The organism is Methylocystis bryophila, from assembly GCF_027925445.1.
Classification (GTDB): Bacteria; Pseudomonadota; Alphaproteobacteria; order Rhizobiales; family Beijerinckiaceae; genus Methylocystis; species Methylocystis bryophila.
This window is the reverse complement of the sequence record NZ_AP027149.1, coordinates 2,700,569-2,715,939: the sequence shown is the minus strand read 5'-3', so window position 1 is coordinate 2,715,939 and position 15,371 is coordinate 2,700,569. Positions and strand designations below refer to the sequence as shown.

The following is a 15,371-nucleotide window of genomic DNA, read 5'->3' as shown; positions in this document are numbered from 1 at the left end:
AGAATTCTGGAGCATGTCACGGAAAAGTGCGAAGCGGTTTTCCGGTCATGACATGCTCTAACTTTTTGACTTGGCGCGATTCCCTATCGCTCGAACGATTCCGTTCGAGCGGGAAACGCGCTAGCGGCCAAAGCGTCTGGACAAAGCTCGCAAAAAAGAAAAAGCGGCGCGCAAACAAGGGCGCGCCGCACGAATTAGACCGCGGCGCGATTTCCAATCGCGCCGCCCGATCCTCAGTTATTGCGCCGGCGCCCCCAGCGCGACCCGATTGACGACCGTCGCCGTCATCCACTCGGCGCGGCCGAGGCAAATGAAGCGCAGCGAATTGCCGTCAGCCGTGGCGATCCGGGCCGTCTTGCCCGGCTCAACCGTGAGTTGAAGCTGCGCCGCCCCGGCCGCGGCTTCATCGTCGCTTCGGTCTGCGATCATCGCCGTCAGCCGGCAAGCGCCGTCAGCGCTGACGAAGTAGCTGATGACATGCTTCGTTCCGACATCGAGACTCTTCGCCCGCGTCGGCTTCATCATCGTGCTTTCCCAGTTCCCGTCGGCGGCGAAGCTTGCGCTCCCGCCGAGCGAGACGGCGAGCGCCAGCGCCGCCGCAACCATTCGCGAAGCCTTGCTCATCTCGGTTCCTTTCTCTTGACCGATGTCAAAGAATTCTGCGGTCTGCTGCCGCCCCACGATCTTCAAGAGGCCGCCACGCGCGGTCTGCTGCACTGCAGTATGGCGTGCGCGTGACGGTCGAGGATCTCTCCTCATTCGTCGTTGGCGCTGGCCGCAAGGGTTTTGATCCTGGAGGTCAGCAGCCCCGAAGCCTCCGCTCGGCAAGCGAGACGCAGCGACTGCCCGTCGCGGCCGTCAAAGGTGGCGCTACGCCCGGGCTCGATGCGCAAAGAGAGACGCGAGCCAGGTTTCGGCGCCGCGTCGTCGCGCGCGTCCGCAATCATCAGCGTCACCTTGCACTGACCTTCGGCCGGAACGAAGAAGGCTAGGACTCTCTGCGAACCCAGCTCGAAGCTCGTCGCCCGCAAGGGGCGCAGCTCTTGCGTGTTCCAAGGGTCCGCGACCGTCGGGACCGCGAGACCGGCGAGCATAAGGCTCGCGCAAAGCGCAAGGCCCAGAGTCCGTCGACCGTTCGTCATGATCCGCTCCTTTCTTGACTTGAGCGGAGCGAGCCGGCGGCGCAGGGACTGGTTGGGGAGGGATTGCGTCCGAGCGCCGCCTACGCCGTTCCGCGCATTCTTCCTATCTCATATTTTGCAATGCAGCAAGAAATTTTTTGCGTTGCACAATAAATCCTAAACCGAGGGTGGGGTTAGGCCGCTCGCGACCCGGGCCGACGGTCGCTCAAATGGGGTCGGGCCCACGCGAGATGGCCGCGACTCCCGTCCGCGAGACCTCGACGAGCCCAATGGGCCGCATCAAATCGACAAACTCGTCGATCTTTTCCGGCTTTCCCGTCAGCTCAAATATGAAGCTTTCGGTCGTTGCGTCCACAACCCTGGCGCGAAACGCCTCGGCAAGCTGGAGCGCGTCAGTCCGATCGTCTCCCCTGCCCTTGACCTTGACCATAGAGAGCTCACGTTCGAGCGAACGGCCGCCGAGGGTCAGATCGGTGACCTTGCGCACCGGCACGAGGCGCTCGAGCTGATGGCGGATTTGCTCGATCGTCTCAGGCGCGCCGAGGGTCCGGATGGTGATGCGGGAGAGATGCTCCGCATGCGCCACCTCTGCGACCGTCAAGCTATCGATATTGTAGGCGCGACCCGAGAACAGCCCAACGACGCGGGCGAGCACCCCCGGCTCGTTGTCAACGAGGACGGAGAGCGTGTGCGCCTCGACGTTCGAGAGCTTGGTCGCGGCAGAGTAAGGAGATGGCGGAGAAGCGGGGGCGTTCATGCTATCGGTCCTTCGAGCCGGTACTGACGTAATGGGCGACGACGCGCTTTATAAGCCCATCTTCGTCCAATTCCATAAACTCCGCCCCGCGACGCCCATCGTGGCGGTCGTATTCGAGCACGACGCTCGCGACGCCGCGATAACAATTGCGCAGCGAGAATTTCAGCGGCGACCCCGGATAGACGCCCGTCGCAAAATATGCGCGCAGCGCGGTCTTCCCCCGCACCTCTCCGTCGTCGCGGCCGAGCCGCTCGATCGCGACAGGCGAGACGAGGACGATGTCCTCGGCGTAGTGAGACAAAACGCGCTCGAGGTCTAGGGCGTTGAATGCGGCGATCCATTCCGCCGCGAACGCCTCCGTCTCCAACCCTCGATCGGCGCCGCTGACGAGGTTAGACAAGCATCTTCCCTCTCTCGTCGATGATCGCGCCGAGATCCACGCCGGCGTCATCGGAAAGATCGGCGAGCAGCATGTCGTTATGCGCCTTCCCGGAAGGAATCATCGGAAAGCAGTTCTCGGACTTTTCGACGACGCAATCGAAGAGGACCGGCCCGTCATGGTCGATCATCTCCAAAATCGCCGCGTCGAGATCCTTGGGCTCGTAGCAGCGGATGCCCTTCGCGCCGAAGGCTTCGGCGAGCTTGACGAAATCGGGCAGAGCCTCCGAGTAGCTGTGCGAGTAGCGCCCGCCATGCAACAGCTCCTGCCACTGGCGCACCATGCCCATATATTCGTTGTTCAGTATGAACACTTTCACCGGCAGCCGGTATTGGATCGCCGTCGACAGCTCCTGAATGCACATCAGGATCGAAGCCTCGCCGGCGATGTCGATGACGAGCGACTTAGGATGCGCGAGCTGGACGCCGATCGCCGCCGGCAGGCCGTAGCCCATCGTGCCGAGCCCGCCAGAGGTCATCCAGCGGTTCGGCTCCTCGAAATGATAATGCTGCGCGGCCCACATCTGATGCTGGCCGACCTCGGTCGTCACATAGGCGTCTCGGCCCTTGGTCAGCTCATACAGTCGTTGCACCGCATATTGCGGCTTGATCGTCGTCGTCGAGCTGCGGAAGGCGAGCGATTTCTTAGCGCGCCAGACGTCGATCTGATTGCGCCACTCTTCGAGCGGCGGCTGCTCCGCATGCATCGCTTCGGAACGCCACAGACGCACCATGGCCTCGAGCACGTGGCCGCAGTCGCCGACGATGGCGAGGTCGACCTTGACGTTTTTGTTGATCGAGGAGCGATCGATGTCGACGTGTATCTTCTTGGATCCCGGCGAAAAGGCGTCGAGCCGGCCGGTGATGCGGTCGTCGAAGCGCGCGCCGATCGCGATCATCAGATCGCAATCATGCATGGCGTTGTTCGCCTCGAAGGTCCCGTGCATCCCGAGCATCCCGAGCCAGTGCTCGCCCGAGGCGGGATAAGCGCCAAGGCCCATCAGGGTGGAGGTGATCGGAAAACCCGTGAGCCGGACCAGCTCGCGCAGCAGCGTCGAGGCCGCCGGGCCTGAGTTGATCACGCCGCCGCCGGTATAGAAGACCGGGCGTTTTGCCGCGGCCATCATCGCGACCGCCTCGCGGATGAGCGCCATGTCGGCGTCGAGCTGCGGCTGATAGGTCTTGTGGTGGACATTGTGCGGCGGCGAATAGCGACCCCGGGCGAACTGCACGTCCTTGGGAATGTCGATGACCACCGGCCCTGGACGCCCGCTCGAGGCGACGTAGAAGGCCTCGTGCAGCACTCGGCAGAGGTCGTCGACGCTACGCACGAGGTAATTATGCTTCGTGCAATGACGGGTGATGCCGACTGTGTCGCATTCCTGGAAAGCGTCCGATCCGATGAGATGCGTCGGCACCTGGCCCGTGATGCAGACGACCGGAATGCTGTCCATGAGCGCGTCGGTCAGGCCCGTCACGGTATTCGTCGCGCCGGGGCCCGAGGTCACCAGAAGGACGCCGACCTTGCCCGAAGAGCGCGCGTAACCCTCCGCCGCATGCGCGGCGCCCTGCTCATGACGCACCAAAATGTGGCGCACGGTCTCTTGCTGGAACAGCACGTCGTAGATCGGCAGCACGGCGCCGCCCGGATAGCCGAACAGCGTGTCGACCCCATGGTCCTTGAGGGCCTCGACGACCATCTCGGCGCCGGTCATCTCCTTGGACATCGTTCCTGAGCTTTCCTTGGCTTGTGTTTTCGCGCGCGGCGCGTCGATTTGGGCAACAAAAAAGGCCCGCGGGGGGCCTTGGTCAAGCGCCGACGAGGACGGCGGGCTTTTAAACCCGGTCCCTCGGCGCTGCGGATACGAGGAGAGTTCTACCCATGCTCTGGACCCCCGGCGAGCGAAGCCTTCCGGAAGACTAAGCGACCCCGGCGCCGGGGTCAAGGCGCGCGCAATCCGCCGCGCTCATTGAAAAACGTGATCGCTTCGCTCGAGGCCGGTCTCGACGATGACGCGTCGTCGCGCTAAGAAACTGCAAAATCCGGGGCTTCCGCTAAGTCCGCGGTGGCGCTCTGGAGACCCGGCGCGATTGAAATGATAAGGGCCGCGCGTGAAATGAGCGGGCGGCGGAAGCGCCGCAGGGAAGGATGAACCATGCGCCTAGCACAAGTCGCCGTGCATAGCCCAGAAGCCTTAGGCCTAGCGGGGATCGCCGCCGGGCTGTTGCTCTTCCTCGCGGGCTATGTCGTCGGCGCTCAGCCTCAGAGCTCCGCGCTTCTCGACGCCACCGGCAATTGCCCGGCTTCCGCCCGCGGCGCGCCCGCCGCCCGCACCGAATTCGAGCCGCTCGCCCTCGATGGCCAGGAGCGCAAGGTCAAGACAATCGTGATCCCAACGCCGGCGAATTGACGACTCGCGGCCCATCCCTCTGCGCGCTTGCAACTGTCGCTGAGACTTTCAAAGCGCGCGCCACGCACACCGTAACTTACTGCATTCACTATCATTTTTAGCTGCACAAAAATGCGCGCTATGCCGCATTGCCAACGCCCAAAAAAAAAGCTACGCTCACCAGCGGTGCGGAAAGCACGCCATGCTCAAAACAAACAACAGGGGGAATCAAATGGCAAACGTCCACAGCGCGAGCGAGCTCGGCAAAATCCTCGCTTATCTCGCGGGGATCGTGATTTTCGTCGTCGTTGCTCTGACGTGGGTTCCGGATTGGATTTCGCCGGAAGGCACCAACGGGACGGGCAACCGCGAAGGCGTTACTGGCGCGGGCGTCGGCTCGACCGCGCGCATGATCAACTGATCACACCTTGCTTGTCGCGTCCGGGGCTTTCGCCCCGGCGCGACCCTCATTTCAGAAGCGCAAGTTTTTTAGTCCTTTCGAAACCGTCGGTTCCTCTTCCTTGCCGTCAGGGCGCTCCCCAAAATTCCGGCCAACACTGAGAAAGCCTCCCGCCGAGCCGAAGCGGCGCGATGCGGACCGCCAGCCCTGTCCCGCGCTCGACGTCGACACCGACACCGCAAAGCGTCCCCTCCCCTGTCGCCGGCTCATAGCGAGCGCCCGGCGTCTTCTCCAGGAAGCGACGAATAGGCTCCTCCTTGCGCATGCCAATCACCGAATCATAATCGCCGCACATCCCCGCGTCCGAGATATAGCCCGTGCCCTTGACGAGGATCTGGGCGTCAGCGGTCGGCGCATGGGTATGCGACCCCGCGACGAGCGAGGCGCGCCCGTCGACAAAATGCGCGAGCGCCATCTTCTCGGCCGTCGTCTCGGCATGCATGTCGATCAGGATCGCATCCGCCTCGTGCGCGTCGCCGATCCGTTTGAGCTCGCGATCAATCGCCGCAAAGGGATCGTCGAGTTGTTCCATGAAGACGCGCCCCTGCACATTGGCGACATAAATACGCGCGCCGCTGGCGGCGTCGAAAATCCCTGCCCCCCGCCCCGGCGTCCCGCTGGGATAGTTGAGCGGGCGAAGGAGTCGCGGCTGCCGGTTGATATAAGAGAGCGCCTCACGCTGATCGAAGGCGTGATTGCCGAGCGTGATGCAATCCGCGCCGGCTTCGAGAAGCTCCTCGCAAATCGCCTCGGTGATTCCGAAACCGCCCGCTGCGTTCTCCGCGTTGACGACAACGAAATCCAGCCGCCAGACCTCGCGCAGGCCTGGCAGACGGGAGGTTAACGCCTCGCGGCCGCTGCGGCCGACCACGTCGCCGAGAAACAGCAGACGCAAGGCGTTCGAAGTGAGATCGCTCATTCGTCACGGCATGGCATTGTTTGGCGAGGTTGAAAAGCCCAAAACAAGGGAAGGCGCCCAAGCCCGATCGCGTAAATGACATCCGTCATCACCCACAAGATTAAACCTATGGACAAGGAAAACTCCCTGTATACGTATGGACCGTAACCATTTATTCTTGTAATAGGCTGAGGTACGAAAACCAGCTGTGGGTCAAATGCGATGACGTGCCTCAACCTGGACGAATTACGTGGCCTCGGAGGAGCTGAGAGAGCGTTCTTGGAGGATGCAGCGAAGAAAATTGAGACTGAGATCGAAAATGCAAATAATTCCGCACTAAAGTTCGGTCTCGATCTGGAACTGATGCAGAGCGGACTGCTTTCAACATTGATCGTCACCACCGCGAGTTTTGCGGCGTTACATAACAAATCCAGAGACAAGGAGGCGCTTGCCTTCTCAGTCATGCGCTGTATGGCTGAGGCTCTCTCCGATGTCCTGCGTGCTTCGTCTTGAAGCGGTCACGCGACCAAAGCGAGACAAAAAAAGGCCGAAACCGGATTTCAGCCTCATGGCGCTTTCACATCCTTGACATCAATTGCGTTTCAGGAACGGACACGAGCGCAGCGAGCCTTGGCGCGCGATCCGTGCGAGCGCAATCGCCGACGCCCAGAAGCTTCAGATCGCGCCGGGTGTTGAAAATTGAGGATTTTCCGGTGATAGATCGGCCGGACGCCGCCCGAGGCGTCCCGATGGCGCAACGATGCGGCTCATTGAGCACAGGAGGAGATGTCCTTGCCAATTCTACTTGGTCCCTATCTCGCCGAGACAGCCGTGGGCATGGGCGTCATGGGCGCCATCATCAGTGGCACAAATGCAGCGGCAAAGAATATCGAGCGTGTGCGCACGGGCTCAGCTTCCGAGAAGGGAGCCCTTATCGACGTCGGCAATGAGGTGGTGAAGAATGGTGTGGCGACGGCCGCGACCTTCGCTGTGGTCGCCAGCCTGGGCGTCGAAATCGTCGCCGCGGTCGGCGTCACGCTCATCGTCGGCACGACGCTAAAATACGCCTGGGACCGCGGACGCGACGCGGTTGAAAAAGACCTTGGAAATAGGAAGAATCGGCCCGTCAAAAGCTCCGCGCGCGTCGCCAAAGTTTCGCCGGCTCGGGCCGCCGCCTCACTCGCGGCGTGACGACGCATTAGCGCGTCTCCCGCTCGAACGGAATCGTTCGAGCGATAAGGAATCGCGCCAAATCAAAAAGTTGGAGCATGTCCTGACCGGAAAACCGCTTCGCACTGTTCCGGGACAGGCTCCAGCTCACGCTGCGTTCAGGCGGAAACGCCTGAATGCAGAAAACGTGATCGATTCTAAAAGTTTAGAGCGCGATTTGCGCGAAAATCCGTTTTCCACATTTTCGCATCGCGCTCTAGCCTACCGCCCTGTTCCCTTCCAGCCGCGCGCGACCTCTTTGATCCGGCGCGCGGCGACGGTCGCCCCATCCTCCCCCGCAACCTTCGCCGCGACGGCTCCGGCGTTCGCCCCATAAGAGAGATCCTTTCCGAGCGCGGCCAGTTCTTGCTCGAGCGCCGCCGCCGTTACCCGTTTCCCCGGCAACACACGGGCGACTCCGAGCCTTTCGAGACGCGCCGCATTGTCGTGCTGCTCCCCCAGATAAGGCGTCACGAGCTGCGGTCGGCCGGCCTTCATCGCCTGGCCCGAGGTTCCGACCCCGCCGTGATGGACGATGATTTTCGCTCTCGGGAAGAGATGCGAATGGCGCAGATAGGCGCCCACGAAGACTTCGGGCGCCGCCTCATGCTGCAGCGCAGCAACGTCCTCCCGACGCGCGAGCAGCACGGCGCGCTCTCTCAGCCCCCGGGCAGCCGCGAGTCCGGCCCTGAAGTATGAGAGCCCATCGTGCACGAAGAAGCTCCCCAGCGTGAAAACGATCGGCGCCGGCCCCTCCGACAGGAAACGCTCGAGCCTCTCCCGCTCGCCCTCATCTTCGGCGCGCGCATCGTCAAAAAAACTGTGGCCGGCGACGAGAACCCGATCGCCCCCTCCGGGAGGCGTCTTCGTCAGCAAGGATGAGAACAGCGCGATGGTCTCGACCCCCGCCTCTGTCGGCGCGAAGAAGCCGAAGCCGCCACGGGGAGGCATGCCGAGATCACGCCGGAAGCGGCGGAGCGGCGCCGCCCAAAGCCAAGCGAGCTCGGCGGCGACGCGTAGCGCAAGCCGGTTGTAGGCGAGAGCGAACCGGCCGACGGGCTCGGAGATGAAAGGCGAGCCCGGCGCGTTCGGCGGATCGGCGGCGGAAGGAAGGAGGATCGGGGACAGGGTGAGAAGCACGAGCGGAACGCCTCGCTTTTGCGCCGCAGCTTGAGCAGAAAAAGCTAGTGGATGCACGATGATAGCATCGCACTTCTCACAAAATGGATCAACAGAGTTAAAGCCTTGCTTTAAGTGCGGAAAGAGGATCTTCTCGAAGAGAAAGCGGTCGTTCTCGGCCAGACTTCGCGCCAAGCCGCTGTGGTCGAGCCCGAGCGAGTCTAAGAATCCGTCTGCGCCGGGACCGATCTCGGCATATTCGAGCCCGGCTGAGAGGACCAGATCGCGATGATCCGCGGTCGTCGCGACAACGGTGCGGCAGCCCTCGCGCAAGAGCGCCTGGCCGACGGCGACGAAGGGATGCAGGTCCCCACGCGAGCCGAAGGTGACGAGGAGGATTTTGGGAGAGGCTGGCGTCATGATCGAGTCCGAGGAGGCGTCAGGTCTTTTTCCTGTATTGGGTTTGGCGCCAGCGTTGGCGCCTGTCGTCAGAACAGCATTGCTGGTAAAGAGCCGAAACTCCTGCCAAAATTAATAGCCATATCTATTACATTATCTCTATGAAAAATGGCAATCGGATGCAGGCGCGATCTTTCATCTTCCGGTTAATATCCGCGCTGCCTTCAGACGGATAGCAAGCTGCTTGCCTTTGCCTGTAAACACCCCATAGACGAGGCGACGCCTCGGCCCCCTGGAAATGCATCCTCCAAGCCGAATTCTCCAGACGATCCAGCGAGTCTCCCTAAATCAGGTGTGCTATAGCGTTCCGGATGCAGCCCCTGTCAGAAACCCTCGCGCCCCTCGAAGCGCCAACCCTGCCCTCGCTCGCCGGCCTGACCCGCGGCGAGATCGCCGATCGCCTGCGCGCGCAAGGCGTGGCCGAGCGCGAGATCCGCATGCGCGTCACGCAGCTCTGGCACTGGATTTATTTCCGTGGCGCCGATGATTTTTGTGCAATGCACAATGTTTCGAAGGCGATGCGCGCGCAGCTCCGCCAGGCCTTCACGCTCTCGCTCCCCGAGGTGGTCGAGGAGCAAGTGTCGCAGGACGGCACGCGCAAATGGTTGCTGCGGCTCAAGCCCGCGAATGAGGGCGACGCGCCCGCCGAGATCGAATGCGTTTATATCCCGGAGAGCGACCGGGGCACGCTCTGCGTCTCCTCCCAAGTCGGCTGCACGCTCAACTGCAGCTTCTGCCACACGGGCACGCAGCGGCTCGTGCGGAACCTCACGACGGCCGAGATCGTGGGACAAGTCATGGCGGCGCGCAGGAGGCTCGGGGATTTTCCGGGGCTCGAGCGCCCTACCGATGGGCTCGTCCCTTCGGGGGAGGACGTCCGCGCCATATCGAACATCGTCTTCATGGGCATGGGCGAGCCTCTTTATAATATCGACAATGTCATAGCGGCGATCGAGATCATGGCCGATGGCGACGGTCTCGGGATCTCCAAACGCCGGATCACAGTCTCGACGTCGGGCGTCGTCCCTCAGATTGAGCGGCTCGGCGCGGAATGCTCGCCGATGCTGGCAATTTCGCTGCATGCGGTGAAAGATGAGCTGCGCACGAAGCTCGTGCCGCTCAACAAGAAATATCCGATCGCCGAGCTGCTCGCGGGCTGCAAGGCCTATCCCGGGGCCTCCAACGCGCGACGCATCACCTTCGAATATGTGATGCTCAAGGGCGTCAACGACTCCCCCGCCGAGGCGCGCGAGCTCGTGAGGCTCCTCAAGGGCCTGCCGGCCAAGATCAATCTGATCCCGTTCAATCCGTGGCCCGGCGCGCCTTACGAGTGCTCGGATTGGGAGACGATCGAGCGCTTTTCGGACATCGTCTTCTCGGCGGGCTATGCGAGCCCGGTGCGCACCCCGCGCGGCCGCGACATTCTCGCCGCCTGCGGCCAGCTCAAGAGCGAGACCGAGAAGCTGCGAGCGAGAGCGCGGCTCGTGGCGGAATAAGCGGCGCGCCCTGAGAGTCTCTTTCCTCGTTAAGGATGCGCCCGGCGCCTCGCTCCATCGCATAGGAAGAAATCGGCCCCATGCTTTTTCGCGTCGCCCTGCTCTCCTCATTCATCGCCTTTGGCCTGCCCGCCCGGGCGCAGGAGGCGCAACCGACGCCCGCGGCCCCGCCCGCTGCGGCTCCGGTCCCTCCCTCTCCGCTCGACGCGAAGATCGCCCAGCTCCGCGCGCGACTCCAAAGTGTCTCGCGCGAAGCTTCGCCCACAGAATGGGGCAAGCTCCAGTTCGAGATTGGCGACGCGCTGATCGCCTTGGGACAGCGGGAGCGTTCCTCGGCGCGACTGCAGGAGGCTGCGGGGACGCTCCGCGAAGCGCTGACCGTGCTGCCCTTGGAGAGCGCCTCGCGCGCGCGCGCCCTGGCCCAGACGGCGCTCGGCAACGCCCTGCTGGATCTCGTTCAAGACGAGCGCGACACGGGAAAGCTCGAGGAGGCGGCGACGCTCTACAAGGATGCGATCGCCGCCCTGCCCTTAGAGACCGATGCGGACGATCGGGCGCGCGCCGAGCACAACCTCGGTGTGGCGCTGATGCGGCTCGGCGACCGTGAGGGCGGGACGGTCCGCTACAAGGAGGCCGTAGCGGCCACGGAGGCGGCGCTCGCGGCGCGCGCATTCGAGCGCGATCCCGCCGAATGGGCATCCTCCCAGGAGAGCCTCGGCCTCCTCTATGGCCGCATCTTCGAGCGCGACGGCTCCAAGGAGGCGCTGCGCAAGGCCGCCGAAGCCTATGCGCAAGCGCTGAAAGGCTATTCGCCGGACAAGAACCCGGGCGCCTGGGCGCAATCCGAGGATAATCTCGGCCACGTCCTGTTGAAGCTCGGCGAAGAGGAGAATTCGACCGAGCGCCTTGCCGAGGCCCAGACTCATTTTCGCGAGGCGCTCCGGGTGTTCTCGCGCAAGCACACGCCTCTGCAGTGGTTCTCGACGATCCAGAACCTGGCGCTCGCCCTCGAGCTCGCGGGGCAGCGCGCGCCGGAGAGCGCGCCGCTCGACACGGCCATTGGCGTGTGGCGCGAGACGCTCGAAGCGCTGCCGCGCGACCGCGCGCCGTTTCAATGGGCCGTCGCCCAGTCGAGCCTCGCCCATGTTTTGGAGGCGCGCGGCGAGAAGTTCGATCGGATCGAGGACCTTAAGGAGGCCATCGCGGCCTACGCCCAAGCGCTCGAAGCCTCCCCGCGCGCGCGCAATCCGCAGCTCTGGGCCTCGACACGCAACAATCTCGGCGTCGCGCTCAAAGCTTTGGGCAAGCGCGAGGCGGGAACCCAAGCGCTCTCAGACGCAGTCGCCGCCTTCGACGACGCGCTCAGCGTCTGGACCGAGGACAAGGCGCCGCAGCTGCGCAGGACGGCGGAGGAGAACCGCGCCAAGACGCAGGCGATGATTGAGGAGCGCAACGGCAAGAAGTAACGGCGGGATCGGCAAGCTCGCGCCGTTCTGCCCGGCCAAAACCGCTTCGCACTTTTCCGTGACATGTTCTAGGGAGAGCGGGAACGCCCCAACCCCGCGAGAATAGATGCAGCTTTGGACCGGCCTCGGCAACCCCGGACGCGCCTATGCAGGGAACCGCCACAACATCGGTTTCATGGCGATCGAAGCGATCGCGCGGCGGCATGGCTTCCCGTCCCCGCGCGCGAAATTCCACGGGCTCGTCACGGAGGGCGTGATTGGGGGAGAGCGCGTGATGCTGCTCTGTCCTCAGACCTACATGAACGAATCCGGCCGCGCGGTCGGCGAAGCGGCCCGCTTCCACAAGATCGCGCTTGCCGACATCGCCGTTTTTCACGACGAGCTCGATCTCGCGCCCGGCAAGCTGCGGGTGAAAGTCGGCGGGGGCGACGCGGGCCATAATGGTCTGCGCTCTATCACGGCCCATTTGGGCGCGGGCTATCGGCGCGTGCGGCTCGGCATCGGCCATCCGGGCGACAAGGCGCTCGTACACGGCTTCGTTCTCTCCGATTTCGCCAAAGCCGAGGGGCCATGGGTCGAGACAGCGCTCGACGCCGTCGCCGCCAACGCCGCGCTCCTGATTCACGGCGACGATGCGGGCTTCCAAAACAGGATCCATTTGGCGATGCAGGCCGCGGGCTTCGGGAGCGCGGGCCAGGCCGAGGCGCGATGAGCTCGCCGCTGGCGCCGGCGGGAGCCGCCTTGTAAATGTCGGCAAGCTGGCGGAAAGTCGTCGCCAGTCGGGTGTTTACGTCAAATCCCGGCGCATTTGACGACGGGCCCCATATGTTCCGCTCGACACTGATGCGTAGCGCTTGCGCCGCCGGGCTCACGGCGTTTCTGCTGTCGGACGCGTCCGCGCAGCAGGAATTGCCGACCATATATGTCGGCCTCCGCTCGCAGAGACGCGCGAGCGCGCCCTCGCCGCCGCGGGCGCCGACCATATCGCCGCGCGCGCCGACCGCTGTCGCCCATGGCGCCCCGACAGCCGTTCGAAGCGCCCAAAGAGCGCCCGCCGTCTCGAGGCCGCCAGCGGCGCCGACTCAGCCCGCCTCCCCAATGCCGCCGCCAGAGCCTGCAACCGTCGTTGCGAGAGAAGCCGCGAGCGCGTTCGACAACCCCAGCTACAGCGTCCCGGACGCGACCGCGGCGACCAAGACCGAAACGCCTATCGCCGAGACGCCGGCGTCAATCGTCGTCGTCCCGCGCGCCGTGATCGACGACCGTAAGGAGAGCGATCTCGCCGAAGTGGTCGAGAACGTCAGCGGCGTCTGGTTCGTGCCGAATTTGGGCGGATACGGCTCCTTCACGATCCGCGGTTTCAACACCACGACGGTTTACCGCAATGAGTTGCAGATTGGTCCTGCGAACCTCTGGGTGCCGAACGCCTTCGACACAGCCAACCTTCAGAGCGTCGAGGTGCTCAAGGGGCCGGCCGCGATGCTCTACGGAGCCGGCGAGCCGGGCGGGATCGTCGCCATGGTCACGAAGAAACCGCTGGATACGCCCCATTACTCGGTGGAGCAGCAGTTCGGCTCCTCGGAATATTACCGCACGATCGTGGATGCAACGGGCCCGATCGACAAGGAAAAGACGCTGCTTTATCGATTTACGGGAGCCTTCCAAACCAATGACTCGACCGTGCGCGACTTCGTGTCCGCCGACCGGTGGAACCTGGCAAGCGCTTTCACCTGGCGGCCCAGCGATCGGACGGAGATCACTTACGATATCGAGGGGTCGAAACAGCGCTTCAAACCGGACACCGGCCTCATCGCCTGGGGCGATCGTCCCATTCCCGTTCCGATCGGCCGTTCCTTTCAAGACCCCAACGAACCCTACGACAATCTGTTGAACCTCTATAACGGGCTCAACGCGAAGCAAAAACTATATGAGGACGCGAATAGCCAGTGGACCTTCGATGGACGTTTTTTGGCGCGAAACTATAAGACAAGCGACACGGAAATCGTTCCGGCTATGCCCTCCTTCGAGACGGCGATCCTTCCCATTTTTGGTGGTGTCAACAGAGGCGCCTTCGATCCCAGAACTGGAGTTCTCCAGCGGAATATCTTCGGCCTAGACTATTCAGAACGTTCTTGGGTTGGCAATGCCGATCTGCATGGCAAGTTCGACACTTACGGAGTTAAGCACGACGTTCTCATTGGCTACGCCTACAGCAAGATGACTGGCGACCTTTTGGAGAATGGCGCCTTCGGCGTTCCCGATCCCGCCCTCGCCATCAACGTCTGGGCTCCGTGGTATGGGATTCCTTCGTGGCGGTTCAGTCCGGCGGCGCTCGATTACTGGTACGCGAAAAGCCCTACCTCAGCGGAAAGATGGAAACAGTGGGACTCCGGCCTTTATGTTCAGGATCACCTGACCCTGCTCGAACGGCTCCATATCATTGGTGGCGGCCGTTGGGATTACGCCGTGCACGGATTTTCGAATAGCGACATATTCGGCGATGCCACGCGCTTTCCCGATCAGGTCAGCGTGCCGAAAGCGGGGGAGCATGCCTTCAGCCCGAGGGTCGGCGTGCTGTTCGAGATGACGCCTTGGCTTAGTCCATTTGCCGATTGGTCGCGTGGGTTCGGCGTCAATAATGGCCTCGACCCGAATAAGCGGCAGCTTCCACCGCAATTCTCGCAACAATGGGAGACCGGACTGAAAGGTCAGTTCCTCGACAAGAGGCTGAACGCGACGCTCGCCTTCTATCAACTGACTAAGAACAACATCGCGGCGGCGCTCCCTGGCAGCCTGAGCACCTCGATTGTGGGCGATGTGCGCAGCCGCGGGATCGAGCTCGACGTCTCGGGACGCGTCAACGACAATGTCAGCGTCATCGGCAACTACGCTCACACGCAAGCCAAAATACTCGATTTTGCGGATAGAAACCCGGACCTGATCCCCATCGTCTACCCGAACCTCAACGCCATCGTGGTGAGCGAGAGGGGAAATTGGTGGCCGAATGTGCCGCGCAACTCCGGCTCGATCTGGGCGAAGTGCGATTGGAACGGCTATCTCGCGAAGGAAGGCGCGAGCTTCGGACTTGGCCTGCGCTACGAGGACATACGCTGGGGCGACAGGCTCAACAGCTTTCAGCTCCCGGCCTATGCGGTCATCGACGCGCTTATCGGCTATCGCTGGGAGTACGAGGGGTTGCTCTGGAACGCGCAGCTCAATTTGAAGAATTTGACCGACACCCAATATTTCGTGGCCGCCGATCAAAGCGGCGCAGGAAACCCGCGGCTCGCCATTTACCCCGGCGACCGCTTCCAGGCCATCGGCTCGATCAAGGTCGAATACTGACCGTCTGACGGCGCCCGCCTCTCGCGCGTCTTCCCCTCAAGCGCTACTCGAACGGAAGCGCCGGCTCGCAAGCCGGCGTCTTAGAGCATGTCACGGAAAAGTGCGAAGCGGTTTTCCGATCATGACAGGCTCCAACTTTTTGACTTGGCGCGATTCCTTATCGCTCGAACGATTCCGTTCGAGCGGGAAACG

The 15,371-nt window shown here is 62.9% G+C and carries 15 protein-coding genes; 8 read left to right on the top strand and 7 right to left on the bottom strand.

The features are described from left to right. Positions 1-237: 237 nt before the first annotated feature. From QMG80_RS12625 to QMG80_RS12605, 5 genes are all read right to left on the bottom strand, one after another. Positions 238-624, bottom strand: a complete 387-nt coding sequence (locus tag QMG80_RS12625) for a hypothetical protein (protein ID WP_158658881.1) — start codon at positions 622-624, stop codon at positions 238-240. Between the two features lie 131 nt (positions 625-755). Beyond that, positions 756-1,142, bottom strand: a complete 387-nt coding sequence (locus tag QMG80_RS12620) for a hypothetical protein (RefSeq protein WP_085773123.1) — start codon at positions 1,140-1,142, stop codon at positions 756-758. A 205-nt stretch (positions 1,143-1,347) separates the two neighbouring features. After that, entirely contained in the window at positions 1,348-1,899 is a 552-nt protein-coding gene (gene ilvN / locus QMG80_RS12615) for an acetolactate synthase small subunit (protein WP_085773122.1), read from the bottom strand. Between the two features lies 1 nt (position 1,900). Next, positions 1,901-2,299 carry a nuclear transport factor 2 family protein gene (locus QMG80_RS12610; protein ID WP_199768998.1) on the bottom strand — a complete coding sequence of 133 codons (399 nt, stop codon included), beginning with the start codon at positions 2,297-2,299 and terminating at the stop codon, positions 1,901-1,903. Then, positions 2,292-4,064 carry an acetolactate synthase 3 large subunit gene (locus tag QMG80_RS12605; RefSeq protein WP_085773120.1) on the bottom strand — a complete coding sequence of 591 codons (1,773 nt, stop codon included), beginning with the start codon at positions 4,062-4,064 and terminating at the stop codon, positions 2,292-2,294. Before QMG80_RS12605 ends, QMG80_RS12610 begins: the two co-directional genes overlap by 8 nt. A gap of 429 nt (positions 4,065-4,493) precedes the next feature. Between QMG80_RS12605 and QMG80_RS12600 the strand changes: the two genes are divergently transcribed. Next, a complete protein-coding gene (locus tag QMG80_RS12600) occupies positions 4,494-4,748 on the top strand; it encodes a hypothetical protein (RefSeq protein WP_085773119.1) in 255 nt (84 codons plus the stop codon). A gap of 211 nt (positions 4,749-4,959) precedes the next feature. Further along, positions 4,960-5,148, top strand: coding sequence for a hypothetical protein (locus QMG80_RS12595; protein ID WP_085773869.1), 189 nt, complete (start codon positions 4,960-4,962; stop codon positions 5,146-5,148). A gap of 106 nt (positions 5,149-5,254) precedes the next feature. Here the strand turns inward: QMG80_RS12595 and QMG80_RS12590 are convergent, their stop codons facing one another. Further along, entirely contained in the window at positions 5,255-6,082 is an 828-nt protein-coding gene (locus tag QMG80_RS12590; protein ID WP_085773868.1) for a TIGR00282 family metallophosphoesterase, read from the bottom strand. 282 nt (positions 6,083-6,364) lie between these two features. Here QMG80_RS12590 and QMG80_RS12585 point away from each other — a divergent pair, with 282 nt between their 5' ends. Both QMG80_RS12585 and mamC read left to right on the top strand, forming a co-directional pair. Next, the gene (locus QMG80_RS12585) at positions 6,365-6,598 is read left to right on the top strand and encodes a hypothetical protein (protein WP_158658880.1); all 234 of its coding nucleotides are present in this window, start codon (positions 6,365-6,367) and stop codon (positions 6,596-6,598) included. Positions 6,599-6,877: 279 nt separating this feature from the next. After that, complete coding sequence (gene mamC / locus QMG80_RS12580; protein WP_158658879.1) at positions 6,878-7,276, top strand: magnetosome protein MamC; 399 nt, start codon at positions 6,878-6,880, stop codon at positions 7,274-7,276. A gap of 240 nt (positions 7,277-7,516) precedes the next feature. Here mamC and QMG80_RS12575 read toward each other — a convergent pair whose 3' ends face one another. Then, entirely contained in the window at positions 7,517-8,833 is a 1,317-nt protein-coding gene (locus QMG80_RS12575; RefSeq protein ID WP_085773115.1) for a glycosyltransferase, read from the bottom strand. A gap of 350 nt (positions 8,834-9,183) precedes the next feature. On the opposite strand from QMG80_RS12575, the gene rlmN reads away from it, so the two are divergent. From rlmN to QMG80_RS12555, 4 genes are all read left to right on the top strand, one after another. Further along, a complete protein-coding gene (rlmN, locus tag QMG80_RS12570) occupies positions 9,184-10,368 on the top strand; it encodes a dual-specificity RNA methyltransferase RlmN (protein ID WP_085773114.1) in 1,185 nt (394 codons plus the stop codon). Positions 10,369-10,448: 80 nt separating this feature from the next. After that, on the top strand, positions 10,449-11,834 hold the full coding sequence (locus tag QMG80_RS12565) for a tetratricopeptide repeat protein (protein WP_085773113.1): 1,386 nt from the start codon (positions 10,449-10,451) through the stop codon (positions 11,832-11,834). A gap of 106 nt (positions 11,835-11,940) precedes the next feature. Then, positions 11,941-12,546, top strand: coding sequence for an aminoacyl-tRNA hydrolase (gene pth, locus QMG80_RS12560; protein ID WP_085773112.1), 606 nt, complete (start codon positions 11,941-11,943; stop codon positions 12,544-12,546). A 113-nt stretch (positions 12,547-12,659) separates the two neighbouring features. Then, complete coding sequence (locus QMG80_RS12555) at positions 12,660-15,179, top strand: TonB-dependent siderophore receptor (RefSeq protein WP_158658878.1); 2,520 nt, start codon at positions 12,660-12,662, stop codon at positions 15,177-15,179. Positions 15,180-15,371 lie beyond the last annotated feature (192 nt).

Coding starts and splice junctions, on each gene's coding strand:
- QMG80_RS12625 (WP_158658881.1), bottom strand. CDS start 624: ATGAGCAAGGCTTCGCGAATGGTTGCGGCGGCGCTGGCGCTCGCCGTC.
- QMG80_RS12620 (WP_085773123.1), bottom strand. CDS start 1,142: ATGACGAACGGTCGACGGACTCTGGGCCTTGCGCTTTGCGCGAGCCTT.
- ilvN (WP_085773122.1), bottom strand. CDS start 1,899: ATGAACGCCCCCGCTTCTCCGCCATCTCCTTACTCTGCCGCGACCAAG.
- QMG80_RS12605 (WP_085773120.1), bottom strand. CDS start 4,064: ATGTCCAAGGAGATGACCGGCGCCGAGATGGTCGTCGAGGCCCTCAAG.
- QMG80_RS12600 (WP_085773119.1), top strand. CDS start 4,494: ATGCGCCTAGCACAAGTCGCCGTGCATAGCCCAGAAGCCTTAGGCCTA.
- QMG80_RS12595 (WP_085773869.1), top strand. CDS start 4,960: ATGGCAAACGTCCACAGCGCGAGCGAGCTCGGCAAAATCCTCGCTTAT.
- QMG80_RS12575 (WP_085773115.1), bottom strand. CDS start 8,833: ATGACGCCAGCCTCTCCCAAAATCCTCCTCGTCACCTTCGGCTCGCGT.
- rlmN (WP_085773114.1), top strand. CDS start 9,184: ATGCAGCCCCTGTCAGAAACCCTCGCGCCCCTCGAAGCGCCAACCCTG.
- QMG80_RS12565 (WP_085773113.1), top strand. CDS start 10,449: ATGCTTTTTCGCGTCGCCCTGCTCTCCTCATTCATCGCCTTTGGCCTG.
- pth (WP_085773112.1), top strand. CDS start 11,941: ATGCAGCTTTGGACCGGCCTCGGCAACCCCGGACGCGCCTATGCAGGG.
- QMG80_RS12555 (WP_158658878.1), top strand. CDS start 12,660: ATGTTCCGCTCGACACTGATGCGTAGCGCTTGCGCCGCCGGGCTCACG.